The following is a 12,473-nucleotide window of genomic DNA, read 5'->3' on the forward strand; positions in this document are numbered from 1 at the left end:
ACCCTTGAGCAGGAATGCTTGGGGGTTCTCTTTTTTTGTAAGGAGGGGAGTTTCTGAAGGAGTGTCTCTGAAGTCAGAGAGAGGGGGAGTGAAGGGATCTTCGAGCGAAGAGCTTGGGGATCCCTTCTTTGTTTTTGTGCCTTTCGTAGAGCCTTCCTTAGGCCCCTTTGGAACAGGATGTTATCCCTAGCCTTTGGAGCTCTCCATCCAACTACGGGGGAAAACGAAAAGTACAAAACGCTTTAAGTCGGGTTTATTTTTGCCCTCGCTAAGAGAGGCGTGTTGCAGCCATCGCAGCTAATCCAACTGCGCCACCTAGCGGACAAACGGCAAGATCCCCGACTTCTCGAGGGGGGGAAGATTATAGAGGAAAGCTATCAGCCCTATACCTCTAAGACCTTCGTCTCTGCTCAACGCAAGGGCGCAACGGGTTGGGAGACCATCCCACTTAATATGATGGAGGTATGATTGACTTCCCACGGGAGTTTGATTGAGACCCCGTGGGATCTTGAACGAGATCTATATAGAGTTTACACAACCTATCTCCCCATCTGACAACGCCTAGCCCTCTAGAGGCTACTACCTTTTATCTAACGACCAGGGGCTACTCTCACACACTATAGAGGGTAGCCCCTCTTTATTTGACACGAGCTTTGACTTCTCCTATTAGGTCGAGTGTTTGCTCGACCACTTGGTCAGAGGCTTGATCGGTGTACTCAGCCCCCCGTAAATTGGAGTTGGGGGATGTCGATATGGGTCTTCTTGGTGAAGGCGAGAGCTCGCCATATCGGGTCTTTGGTCTTTTTGAACTTTGCCTAAAAGTAGCCTCGCATCCTATCGGTGATGGGGATGCGTCCCCCTTGGTTGTGGATGTTGGCATAGGGCAGGGGGCTGCTTACCTCGACTTGGTTACCCACCGCCGTGTGGTGGATGCTATTACGGAGCACGGAGCTACTGATTAAGAGGTTGGCCGAGATGTTGGAGGGCTTCCACGCCCTACCGCCCCTCTGCTTAGTGCGAAAGGTATGGGTGGTCTCTTGCTCCATCAAGAGGGCAAGCTCTCTTGCCAATGCTACCTCTATCTTGAGTTTGTCGAGATCCATAGTTTGTATAATCCGATTTTATTATTATCTTCGCAATAGAAAGAGGTGTGAGTTTGCATGGCTTGGACTGTAGTTCCTATGATTCTGCTTACTTGTACCTCTTTTTTTACTCCTTATCCAAGAATCTCTCAAGGTCTCCATCTGAGATACTATGGAACTTAAGAGGAGTTCCTTTGTGCTTGAAGAAGATCAAATAACATTTATTCCCTTCAATTTCTGTTCGAGCAAGCAAGACGTATTGTATGCAATATGCCTGGTAATGCACTTACGCAGGTGTTTTGCGCTTTGCATAAGGATGTGCTGAAAAGTATGGATGAGTACGCTTCTGCTAATGTTGAACTTAAGAATTCTTATTCAGAGATATTGGCTTACCACATTATGCGACGTGATGCTAACTATTATTATCTTTGCAATAGAAAGAAGTAGCGCGGATGCCCATAGTAGGTATTGGGGAACGCCTTAGGAGTCTTTCTCCTAAGGCCTTCGTATCGCAGGTTCGATTCCTGCCCCGCTGCTTCTTTTCTATTTTATTTCTTTTGGCAAATTGCGTCCGTTTATGATTCCCGATGTAACCAATCGGTTAGATTTTCCATATTTGCCTATTCCATATTCTAGTTGGAAACACCATTTAGCCCATTCTTCGTTATTTAGTTTAAGAGCGAGCACAAGCGTATGTCTTCCTTTATATTCATCAAATCTGAAACGACTATGTACAGCCTTTTTGATGAGCAAGAACTCTTCAGGTGACAAGCCTTGTCCCCGATCTTGCTTTGCTTCTTCTTGAGTGTTTTTATCAAAGGCATTTTTAGCGTTGCTCTCGAGATGTTTGTATTCGACTTTCCTTCTTTCTGTTATGTTCTCTGTGTCTGCTGTTGGTCCGTTGCCACTCGCTCTCGGAGCTGCTATACCTATCGCTCTATATGTCGTGTATAGAGTTGAGATAAACCATACAAACACACAAGATTATGCCCGAACCTGCAAAATCCCCAGCGACCCCCAGCGGACTTTCCGTTCCCCGGGGGGAGAGGGGGACTATCACCAGGAGGGGCTGCGACTAGAGGGCGAGGGTAGTATGCTCTCGGGAGTTCATTTTCCCTCTTTTGGGAAGAAAGAGAGCAGATACCTTACTTAGAGGAGAAATGGTAGACTATTTGTCTAGAAGAGAAGGGTGGTAGTCTAACACTGCTGTTTAAAAATATAGAAGGCTAATCCCTAAATAAAAGGATTAGCCCCTGCAATCGAGGTTGAGCGGTAAAACCGAAGTCGCCCTCACCACAAAGGTAACAATAAAGATAGACAAGCACCATAAAGTACATCGCACAAGAATTAGAAGAATTGCTGGCCAACGATCTTCTTGTTATCAAGCAAGAGAAGACGGCAGAGAAGAGACTACCCCCTTTCTGATTGCGTGATTTCCTGAAGAATCCTTTCCTGCCTTTTCGACCTCTTGCTCTACTCGAAATGAAATTCATTCCATTTGATCGTACTATTGAAGAGGAAGGGTTGATGGTTAGAATTATCGTCGTCATGTACTTCGTATCGCTAAGGGCTCTCTCCCCGAAAAGATAAAATGCAAGGACTCGAACTGTAAAAAACAAACCGAGTCCAACGAAGTAAGGGCAGCTTGACTTTACTCGAGCTCATCGCCGATATACTTCTGAGACGAAGATTGTAATAAATTGAGAATAAGGATACTATAAGACTAAATCCCGAGAATAGAGAAGGCATTAGTTTGAGGGTTACTCTCTTGATGGCGCAGGAGGTCGCTCATGCTTTTTCGTTTGTTTTAGAGTTGATATTTGGGGAATTTGGGGAATCGTAGGGCGGCCCTGCGGTGTTGGGCTGCGAGCAGTACAGAGAAAAAGAGGGGCTGACTTCAGAGAATGGAGTCAGCCCTTTCTGTTATCTCCGGAAGGGGTATTCTAGCGGAGTGTAGTCCTGGAGCGTGGTTCTGCAGAGGAGGTGTTGCTTAGCGGCTAATCCGCTCTATGCGGTCGTAGTATACTCCGTCATATTCCCCTTTGCGCCCTTTTAGCTCAACATTCATAGTGCTAATGAGTTTATCGCTTTCGTGGGGATAGAAGAGAACTTTGCAGGGATGATACGTATCGTTATACTCCTCCGTACTTTCGGATTCTATCTGAACGTCAAGCTTGTAGCGAGAGACAACCTCGGGCGGATAGATGGATAAGGATCCCTCTTTCTCTAGTTGCTCTATAAAGTTTGGGGTACCATAAGCTTTTGCTATTTGCTGGAGTGAAGCCTTGTCCACGGGGTTCTGGAGGTTCTCATGCGTGTACATAATGTAAAAGTCCACGATGAAGTCCGAATCGTCCATAGCCAAAGGGTGTAAATACTTCTTGAAGTGACCATCCTTCGAGAAGGCAAGCATGAAGTAAAGACCTTCGTCCGTTTCCGGAATAAAAGCCCCTAAGGAGATGTATACCGTTGTATTGGTAATTTGCTCGAGATATGCGTCGGATAATTGGAAGTGATTGTCAAGAGAACTATGTAGACTAGTTTTCGTGAACTCTTCTTTATCGAATAGCACCTCTCCATCTTTTGAAATGCTAACGAGGACTATCCTATCAAATTCATCGTACCCCTCTATCTTGACATCCGTCTCTGCCTCTTGTATAATGATATGCCAATCGCTATACGTGCTATCGATAACTGTCTTGAGGTTCTTATAATTTTGCTCCGTAGTTGCTTTATTGGCCTCCTCATCAGCTGTTTTCTTACTTCCTTTTTTACAGCCAATGATAAGCCCTGCACTCAAAACGGAGAGCAGTAGGAGCGTTAATGCCCACATCCTAATGAGAGTCTTCATAATACTTTCTATTTGTTGTTTTAAGTTTTCTATAGTATGATCCTTCTTACCTAGGAGAACGGATACAAATGTACTGAATTTGTTTGATAGATAGGGGAATGGGCTCTAATAGCCCAATTTCCTGAAATAGGGTGTGAAAACCTCTTTTGACCCCTCCCGTGAATTTGAAGAAAAAATAGCCCTATACTTAGGGGGAGTATAGGGCAGAAAGAAAAAGTTTCTTGGGCAGCAGCGGAAAAAATCTAGGGCTACAATTTGGAAAGTTCTAGGCTGAAAATCATGCTAACCTAGGGCGAGAGGAATATAGCATTTGACAGAATAAGACTATAATATGTTGCTTAAGTCTTTAATAAAGTTGATTTGTTGGCTCTTATTGCTCTCAAAAATAAAGTCATTCAGGCTCTTACTCTTATACTTAGAAAAGTCGCCAACAATTATGAGCGGCATCTGGTATTGTGCGAATTTTTGAAGGATCTCTCCTGCTATTTTAGTTTTTAAGTCAAAGAATTCAGGTGTAATATTCTTCTCGTGAATAATGATTTTGTCAAAGCCCTGATAATATAGGTTACCCAACAAATCTAATCCGTCTTCAGTGGATCTTAAGATTACTTTGTCAGTTATAATTTCAGCCACCTTTGTATCCTCTATATTATGAGTTTTAATTTCCATGTACTATTCATTGTTAGTTCCTTAATTGTCTGCTCTTTGTCCGTTGTTGATGAACTATAAGACAAGATTTCCTTCTCTGTCAATCTGCCAAAATGGATTGTAGGCAACCTCGAACACATAGCCATCTAAGTCCTTAAAATAGCCACTATATCCTCCCCAAAATACCTTTTGTGCAGGTTTTACAATGGTAGCTCCGAGCCGTTCAGCTTCTTGCATCACGGCATCAACTTCCTCCTCCGATGTAGCGTTGTAACTAATGGTCATGCCTGAAAAGGCTGCCTGTTGATAGCTTAATGTGGTATCTTTTTCTAATTCTTGCAGTGGGTATAATCCCAAAACAATCCCGCCTAAAGGGAATAAGGCGTAGGATTCCTGACTATGTTCCGACCTTTTCCAGCCTAACCCCTCATAAAAAGTCAATGCCTTTTGAAAGTCTTTTACTCCTAATGTGATTAAAGTGAATTTCTGTCTCATAAGCTATACTTTCTGATGCCTAACAAAGTTACTGCTTTCATATAAATAGAAAGAGAAGACGAAATCTGAAGGTGGCGCGCATGTTAATCACGAAAGTCTCATTAGCAATCTCCTGAGAGTGTGTTATCAAGTTGCGAGAATTGTCTTGCAAGTTGTCAATTGCACGGCGGATTCTTTCTTGTCGGGAGATATTTGTTAGCGGTCAAACTTCAGATTAACCGCCCTAAACACAGCATGTCGTGTTTTATGGGAAATGATGTTGTTTTGGGAGCTTATGGTATCTTTGTTATGGGGAGTGAGATTTACGGACTAGAGTAAGCGTATAGTATCAGTGTATCTGGTTTGTGCTGACCACAAGTAGTCCCGAGAGGATTGTTTGTTATTTTATCAGGATTCTAAAATCTTTACAGATATATTATGGAGGAGATTCAGAAAGAACTAGAAGACTGGGCTAAGAAGGCATATGATTTCTATTACCCTAAAGCCAAAGAGCTAGATATGGACTTTTATACACAGTCCAATTTAAGGTTAATATCAGAGGACGAACCGGTACACCTGATGGTAATAGGTATCAATCCTGGTTTTGGTGGACGTTTTCAACCTGACAGATTCAAGGAAAGTAGTGATATATTGGATGGGAATGTTGTCGATGGTAACCCTGTAAAAATCCAAGGATTTAGGATATTAAAGACCCTACGTTCAATATTAGAATATTCTGGCAATGGGGGACTTCTGGACGATGAAAAGACATTTGTATTCACGAATGCAACATTCTTTTCTACACACAAAGAGAGCGGACTAGCCAATAGTGGAGTACGGGAAGCGCAAAGAGATTCAATCAGATATACCAAAAGTTTAATCGAAATTATACAGCCTAAGCACATTATCTGTTTAGGAGGGGAAAATTGTATACATCTTCTTGTTCGTAATACACAGCCTCTATTATCCAATACAGCAAAGCTAGAATATGGAGTTATTGGCAATATCCCAGTGTATGGGATTAAGCACACTAGCTCTTATTGGTCATCTGAAGAAAAGGAATTGGTTGGGAAAGCCTTGGGTAATGCATTTGCTATCGACTCTAAGCCCATTGACCTCGAATCTTGGAACATGACTACGAAAGAGCTCATCAATGTATTCATTCAAAAGAGAAATGATAGAAAAGAGATAAAGCTTAAAACCCATTTCGAATGGAAGCATATTTATATCTCTCTATGCAATTACTGCAAATACAATTTGAATTTGGAGGTGTCTGAGGAAAAAGAAGATTGGAAACGTTTTTCTATTAAGGATTCGGGTGGAAATGACTGGCTCATTCTTGCGTTGATTAATCAGGAAGGTAATAAGGGCATAGGAATAAGGTATCAAAAAGAGAATCAACCGAAAGTTGATGATTTTGAGATGATATTGTCAAGACTACAACGTATTGATGCAGGATTCAAACCGAACATTTCCAAAGAAAAGGTCATTTGGATAGGATGGTTGAATCTACTGAATCTACAATGTAAAGATGCAGATGGATGTATCGAAGGATCAAAAAGGCTTCTAGATGAAATTATTCGTGCACTCTCAGAACATATCTAGCGATTTTATTCTAAATCATTTTCCGGCAGGTACCCTGACGATAGTAAAAGGTGCTCCGGCTGTTGGCAAAACAGCGTTTGCTATTTCGGTGGCTTTACGTTTGGCTCAGAGCACTCGAAGGGTACTCTATTTTTCGCTTGAGATGAGTCAATCGCGGCTTGTTGATAGAATGAAACTTCAGATAGAAGAGAATGAGTTGCAGGATCTAAAGAGTAGAATCGTCATTGATGATACGCCACAAATTAGTTTAGATCAAATCCGTAGCAAACTCGAAAGAACATCTGTTGACTACGTGCTTGTGGACTATATCCAGCTCTTGAGTCCATCCTCTCTTGCGACGTCTCGAAAGGAGGAGCTCATATCCATTTTGCAAGACTTGAAGCTAATGGCAGAAGAGTTCCATGTTGCTATTGTCGGATTGTTTCAGCTACCCAAATGTTTTGGTATGGGTGAATCCCACAACGACCTCAATAACTCGGATAGTGATGACGACGCTGCTGTGGATATACCTGGAATCAACGTCGGCTTGATAGATAGGGACGGGAAATACACCTCCGTTGCATCGCCTTTTTCTTCTTAGTCCGATAAAAAGAGGGTGGGGATGCAAACGAGATGTACTCAAAATCAGAGGGGATTTTAGGAGACAAAGCCCACGTTGCAAACATTGCAGCGTGGGCTTTTCTTTTTTGTAGTATTGTCCCCAATGAAATGTAATCTCTTGAAAGCTCATTAGGAATCCCGAGAAAGCACATTAGCCTTTTCTCGAAAGCTCATTAGGAATCTCTTGAGACTGTATTATGAAGTTCTAGGAGAAGACCCTGCACATTTTCAACTGCTCGGTGGATTCTTTCTTGTCGGGAGGCTTTTGTTTGTAAGGCTGGCTTTAGAGGTCGGTATTTGGATGGAGAGAAATGCTAACATAATAGGGCATTCATTGCCAGAACGTAAAACTACGCTCAAATCATAGATCAAAAGATTGCAAGAGAGAAGGAAAAGGACGGATGAAGTCAAGGTATAGATTTGTTATAGAAAAGAGCTTATTCCCAGAATGGAACAAGCCCTTTCCTATATACTATTATCTCATAAATCCATTCTTGTAGAAATCATACCACATGGCAATCTTTTCCGGACTATTCGCTTTTAGTAATAGAAGCATCTCACGAGTGAATTCTAAGTGTCCTAGCCCATTTGCCGTAATGATGTTTCTATCACTGACGGCTTGTGCTTCTACATATCCCTCTTCATTTGTGTATTTTTCACCACCCCAGAGTTTGAGTTGGTCAAGGCCATTGCCTGTATGTTTTACATTGTTGAGAAATCCGTGCGAACATAAGAACGAAGCACCATTGCATATTGCCCCTATGATTTTGTTTTTGTCCAAAGCCTCCTGTACCAATGGTGTAACAAGTTCTGCTTCTAATGCATCCCAATGGTTACCTCCGATAAGTATCAAGGCTGCGTAATCTTTCGGCATATTCTCGAAAGAATAATCGGGCAAGGTTCTGAAACCTCCGATGGAACGGACTGCGTCCGATGTCGGGGCAATGGTATGCACTTCGTATTTTATTTCACCGCCCGGTATCACGCCCACATGAAGAGCCGTGGAGAGAAAAGCTCCCTCCCAATCTGTGTATTCATTTAATAGGATGAATAAAACTTTCTGTTTCATCGATGTATATTTTTTAGTTCGAAAAGTTGATTGCCAGTTTGTACGTGAACAGTATTCGTGGATTAGACAAATACCATTCTTATGAATGAGAGGTCGGCTCTTACAGCTGGTTGTGCTCTATGAGATAAATGATGCGTTCGGTAAGAGCATCTTCTCGATTGAAGCGTGGGTCATACTTACTTTTGAGGTCTCCCCCATAGAAGCCGGCAAAGATATTGTACATAGAGGCTTTGAACCCTCCATAGAAAGCCTTGATGAGTTCGTATCCGGTGCTGCACGATTGCCTATCCATTAGCTTAATAAGCAGAAGTCCCTGCCGGAGTGTGAATTTCTTCATGATCGGCTTGTATTCCTCTACCAAATCGCTCTCTATTCGGTCGAGATGGCGATTCCTAGCACGATCGTTGGGCAGAGTCTCTAGGTATTCGTAGGTCTCCATCATGATAGCCGTGAGCTTTTTGGCATAGGGGAGTACTTTCTTTACATCGCGTATTTGCCGCCAATTGTCATTTTGCTCTTCTCTCGTAAGGGGGGCAAAGCGTAGGCGATAGTGGTGCTGAACGGTTATCTGTGGGAGGGCTGCGTAGTACGTGGTATCGTTGTTCGACACCCTAGGGTGCAGGGTAACGCTATCGGCTGCCTTTGCATCAAAGAGGTTCTGAGCGTGGGCTTGCCATGAGAGGGTGAGTAGTAAAAGGGAGTAGAGAAGGTGTCTATACTGTTTCATCGGTGTGTGCTTTATATTGTGGAGCAAACTTACCACATTTTTTGCTACTAGCAGTTTAGTCTTTTCCCTTAAAAAGGAAGTTACCCCTTCTCCATCACGAAGATGAAGAGGGGGTAACACTCTCTTGCTAAAAACATCCCAATCTAACGAGAAGTCTCTCGTGTGGAGTCCTTAACAATCTCTGCGCTCAAATGTTTGTGTATATGAGCATAGGTTGTTCGCTCGCTTTTCGCACGCTCTCGGCGTGTTCCACTCTCTTGCAGTACCGCTCGCATTGGCGGCAAAGATCGTATCCCAGCAAGGCTCCCAAGATAAAATCCTCCTCCGGGGAGAGACTATTGAGGGGGCGTTCGCGTAGGAACTTCTTGAGGGTCTTGAGGCATTCGCTGCGCCCAAAAAAGATATTTACACAGCTTTTATTGGGCACAGGTTGCACGAAGTACTCAATCTCTCTATGGCTGAGCTTGCCTAGGGCAAGGGGAGTATACTCTTCACTAATAGTATAAAGCACGAGGTTACGTACTCCTTTTTCGTACTCATACACGAGGTGCGAAAACACCTTCATGTCGGCATCAAGAGCCTGAGTTGCGATGATCTCTTCCATATCAGATAACCTTTGGGTGCAAAAGAGTGTAGAGCGGATATTAAAGGTTGGGTTGGAGAGCGGCTACCCAGTTGTCAATGCGGTCGCCCGTCTTGTCCGACTCGTTGATCTCGTCGAGGAGGAGACCGATGAGCTTACCACCCTGCTCGCAGCGAGTTTCGTCGTAGCCGTAGTCTTCAGCAGCTACTTCGCCAATGAAGGTGCAGCTAGTCCCTTCCATCTCTTCTTTGATGGTAGCAAGGGCGTCGCAGAATGTATCGCTATATGAGGAAGAATCACCGCAACCGAAGAGACCCACGCACTTGCCGGCGAGGTTTTGTCCCTTAGCTTTGGGGAGGAAGCTTTCCCAATCGTCTTGGAGGTCGCCCATACCCCAAGTGGAACTACCGAGGAGTAGAACATCATAATTTGCCATAGAAGCAGCGTCTGCGGAAGCTACGTCGTGAATGTCTGCTGCATCCACACCGAGACGCTTAGCTATGGTCTTTGTTACATCGGCAGTCGTACCACTTGAGGATCCAAAGTAAATACCAATCTTTTTCATCGTTTGTGTCTATTAATTTCTAACATTACTAGTTTACGATGCAAAGTTAGAGACTCCGGAATAGCCGTACAATCACTATTTATAGGTGCTGAGAGGACTTTTTTATCGCAAATAGTAGTGATATTGACCTGAAAGAGGGCTTAGGAGGATAAGATTAGAGGCGACTACGCAATGTAGCCGCCTCTTTGTTATGGGGGAGTAGTCTCGCCTTCCTAGGTATATCAGGAGTATTGGGGATACCCCCTCTCCCTTAGGGATTAATAGATGGAGTAGCTTTTCTCACGCATGGACTCTGCATCGGCATAGAGGTAGATCCATGGGCAGCGAGAGGCAATGAAGTTGGCAGGATACTCTTTTGCTTCGGGTAGAAGGTTGATGATATCGCCAATAGCAAATCGGGCTTCTCCCCCAAAGGCGTAGAGCGCAAGCCCCTTAGCCCCTTCAATCGTGGGAATGGATAGGGTTACATGCTGATCGCCATGGGAGGGGTGTGCGTTGGCAAAAGCGATTGGTTCTTCGAGGAAGATATCATGCTGACCTGCGAAGATGCCTGCAACATGTCCGTCCTTAGTCATATCCATAAGCACCATATCGAAGCGAGGCGCTCCACCCACCTTGGGTAGGGTCTTTAGGATCTCTTGAGCATAGCGCTCTGCTTCGGCCTCGGGGGCATTATCCGTATTGATGGGATGGATATTGGAGGAGGGAATTTCTATCTTATCAAAGAGATGAGCTTTAGCCACGAGGTGATGGAGTCCTTTTTGTTGCCCACTCATCACTTCCGAAGCATAATAGATCTGCACTTTAGACCACTCTATAGGAGTATTGGCAAGAGCTTGGTATAGAGGAATTGCGGGGAATCCGCCTGTAAGTGCGAGGTAGTAAACTTCGCTTTTCTCTACCTCTTGTTGTATACGCTCCGCGAGCTTCTTGGCAGTGGCTTCTGCACTGGGATAACTTATTGTATTCATTGTTATAATCTTTGTTTTGTACCTATAGAGGTAACAAACGAAGTAGTACAATTAGTTCGCTAGAATAGGCTCGCAAGGTGGATAATTGTCTTCATGGCCTTGTACATCGTAGTAAGGGAGCAATACTCGTACTTGCCATGGAAGTTCATGCCTCCCGTGAATAGATTGGGGCAGGGGAGACCCATGTAGGATAGTCTGGCTCCGTCCGTCCCTCCACGAATTGGCTTGACAAGAGGGGTAACCCCTGCCATCTTCATCGCCTGCTTGGCACGCTTGATAAGCTCGGGATAAGGGGCTATTTGTTCCTTCATGTTGTAGTATTGGTCTTTGAGGGTTAGGGAGATAACCTCTTCGCCCATCTTGGTATTAAGGTAGCTAACTGCTGCCGAGATGATCTGTTTTTTCTCCTCGAATAGCTCTCTAGAGTGATCGCGAATGATGTATGCCATCTCGGCAGACTCTACGCTGCCGGAGAGGTGGATAAGGTGGAAGAACCCTTCGTACTCCTCGGTCAGCTCGGGGCGCATCCCTACGGGAAGCATCTCATGGAGGTCGCAAGCAATTTGTAGGGCATTCAGCATCTTACCTTTGGCAGAGCCGGGGTGGATATTACGCCCCTGAATGGAAAGTTTGGCGGAAGCTGCATTGAAGTTTTCGTATTCAAGCTCTCCCTCGAACCCTCCATCCACCGTGTAGGCAAATTGGGCACCGAATTGCTTTACATCAAAGTGGTCTACACCACGTCCTATCTCCTCGTCGGGAGTGAAGCCGATGCGGATTTTTCCATGAGCTATCTGAGGGTTGGTCATAAAGTACTCAGCCATGGTCATAATCTCGGCAACCCCGGCTTTGTCGTCAGCTCCGAGTAGGGTAGTACCATCGGTAGTAATGAGGGTATGACCCTTGTAGAAAGAAAGCTCGGGGAAGTCTGCCATGGTCATCATCAAACTCTCGTTGAGGCGGATGTCTTTGCCATCGTAGTTCTCAATAATCTGAGGCTTTACGTTGGCTCCGCTCATGTCGGGGGCTGTATCTACGTGCGAGATAAACCCAACGACGGGGCGATCTTCCATTCCCTTTGTTGCCGGAATGCTCCCCATCACATAGCCATATTTATCCATGGAGACCTCGGTAAGCCCGAGCGCAATCATCTCGTCGTGCAGCGCACGGAGGAGTACTAATTGTTTATCTGTAGAGGGGAATGTATCGGAAGCCTCGTTGCTTTGGGTATCGAAGCTTACATAGTGTAGGAATCGTTCTTTGAGATCCATATTGATAGATGCTAGAGAGTTTAAAGA

General features: G+C 44.4%; 14 protein-coding genes and 1 tRNA gene. 4 read left to right on the forward strand and 11 right to left on the reverse strand.

Features of this window, described 5'->3' with window-relative positions; genetic code table 11:
• Window positions 1–282 precede the first annotated feature (282 nt).
• On the forward strand, window positions 283–468 hold the full coding sequence (locus ACTTHR_RS00005) for a hypothetical protein (RefSeq protein ID WP_442604729.1): 186 nt from the start codon (window positions 283–285) through the stop codon (window positions 466–468).
• Window positions 469–815: 347 nt separating this feature from the next.
• On the opposite strand, the gene ACTTHR_RS00010 is transcribed toward ACTTHR_RS00005, so the two are convergent.
• Window positions 816–1,103 carry a phage virion morphogenesis protein gene (locus ACTTHR_RS00010; protein WP_442604730.1) on the reverse strand — a complete coding sequence of 96 codons (288 nt, stop codon included), beginning with the start codon at window positions 1,101–1,103 and terminating at the stop codon, window positions 816–818.
• Window positions 1,104–1,528: 425 nt separating this feature from the next.
• Here ACTTHR_RS00010 and ACTTHR_RS00015 point away from each other — a divergent pair.
• Window positions 1,529–1,619 (forward strand) — tRNA-OTHER (locus tag ACTTHR_RS00015).
• 6 nt (window positions 1,620–1,625) lie between these two features.
• Here ACTTHR_RS00015 and ACTTHR_RS00020 read toward each other — a convergent pair.
• The 4 genes from ACTTHR_RS00020 to ACTTHR_RS00035 form a co-directional block, all read right to left on the reverse strand.
• Window positions 1,626–2,060 (reverse strand): hypothetical protein, encoded by a 435-nt coding sequence (locus ACTTHR_RS00020; RefSeq protein WP_442604731.1) that lies wholly within the window; start codon window positions 2,058–2,060, stop codon window positions 1,626–1,628.
• Between the two features lie 1,012 nt (window positions 2,061–3,072).
• Entirely contained in the window at window positions 3,073–3,933 is an 861-nt protein-coding gene (locus tag ACTTHR_RS00025; protein WP_442604732.1) for a hypothetical protein, read from the reverse strand.
• Window positions 3,934–4,257: 324 nt separating this feature from the next.
• Window positions 4,258–4,602, reverse strand: coding sequence for a DUF4180 domain-containing protein (locus ACTTHR_RS00030; protein ID WP_314670264.1), 345 nt, complete (start codon window positions 4,600–4,602; stop codon window positions 4,258–4,260).
• Between the two features lie 54 nt (window positions 4,603–4,656).
• Window positions 4,657–5,076: a VOC family protein gene (locus tag ACTTHR_RS00035; RefSeq protein ID WP_377457103.1), complete on the reverse strand. Its 420-nt coding sequence runs from the start codon at window positions 5,074–5,076 to the stop codon at window positions 4,657–4,659.
• A 417-nt stretch (window positions 5,077–5,493) separates the two neighbouring features.
• Here ACTTHR_RS00035 and ACTTHR_RS00040 point away from each other — a divergent pair, with 417 nt between their 5' ends.
• Both ACTTHR_RS00040 and ACTTHR_RS00045 read left to right on the forward strand, forming a co-directional pair.
• Complete coding sequence (locus ACTTHR_RS00040) at window positions 5,494–6,660, forward strand: hypothetical protein (protein WP_442604733.1); 1,167 nt, start codon at window positions 5,494–5,496, stop codon at window positions 6,658–6,660.
• Window positions 6,626–7,240 carry a DnaB-like helicase C-terminal domain-containing protein gene (locus ACTTHR_RS00045; RefSeq protein WP_442604734.1) on the forward strand — a complete coding sequence of 205 codons (615 nt, stop codon included), beginning with the start codon at window positions 6,626–6,628 and terminating at the stop codon, window positions 7,238–7,240. Before ACTTHR_RS00040 ends, ACTTHR_RS00045 begins: the two co-directional genes overlap by 35 nt.
• A 495-nt stretch (window positions 7,241–7,735) precedes the next feature.
• On the opposite strand, the gene ACTTHR_RS00050 is transcribed toward ACTTHR_RS00045, so the two are convergent.
• The 6 genes from ACTTHR_RS00050 to pepT form a co-directional block, all read right to left on the reverse strand.
• The gene (locus ACTTHR_RS00050) at window positions 7,736–8,329 is read right to left on the reverse strand and encodes a type 1 glutamine amidotransferase family protein (protein WP_297947147.1); all 594 of its coding nucleotides are present in this window, start codon (window positions 8,327–8,329) and stop codon (window positions 7,736–7,738) included.
• Between the two features lie 100 nt (window positions 8,330–8,429).
• The gene (locus ACTTHR_RS00055; RefSeq protein WP_281676795.1) at window positions 8,430–9,056 is read right to left on the reverse strand and encodes a DUF4294 domain-containing protein; all 627 of its coding nucleotides are present in this window, start codon (window positions 9,054–9,056) and stop codon (window positions 8,430–8,432) included.
• 187 nt (window positions 9,057–9,243) lie between these two features.
• A complete protein-coding gene (locus ACTTHR_RS00060) occupies window positions 9,244–9,660 on the reverse strand; it encodes a DUF2023 family protein (RefSeq protein WP_004334768.1) in 417 nt (138 codons plus the stop codon).
• Window positions 9,661–9,700: 40 nt separating this feature from the next.
• Window positions 9,701–10,204, reverse strand: coding sequence for a flavodoxin (locus ACTTHR_RS00065; RefSeq protein WP_276775274.1), 504 nt, complete (start codon window positions 10,202–10,204; stop codon window positions 9,701–9,703).
• A gap of 257 nt (window positions 10,205–10,461) precedes the next feature.
• Entirely contained in the window at window positions 10,462–11,175 is a 714-nt protein-coding gene (locus ACTTHR_RS00070) for a 6-phosphogluconolactonase (RefSeq protein ID WP_442604735.1), read from the reverse strand.
• A 59-nt stretch (window positions 11,176–11,234) separates the two neighbouring features.
• Window positions 11,235–12,446 carry a peptidase T gene (gene pepT / locus ACTTHR_RS00075; RefSeq protein ID WP_442604736.1) on the reverse strand — a complete coding sequence of 404 codons (1,212 nt, stop codon included), beginning with the start codon at window positions 12,444–12,446 and terminating at the stop codon, window positions 11,235–11,237.
• Window positions 12,447–12,473 lie beyond the last annotated feature (27 nt).

The organism is Porphyromonas endodontalis, from assembly GCF_052173515.1.
GTDB lineage: Bacteria > Bacteroidota > Bacteroidia > Bacteroidales > Porphyromonadaceae > Porphyromonas > Porphyromonas endodontalis_A.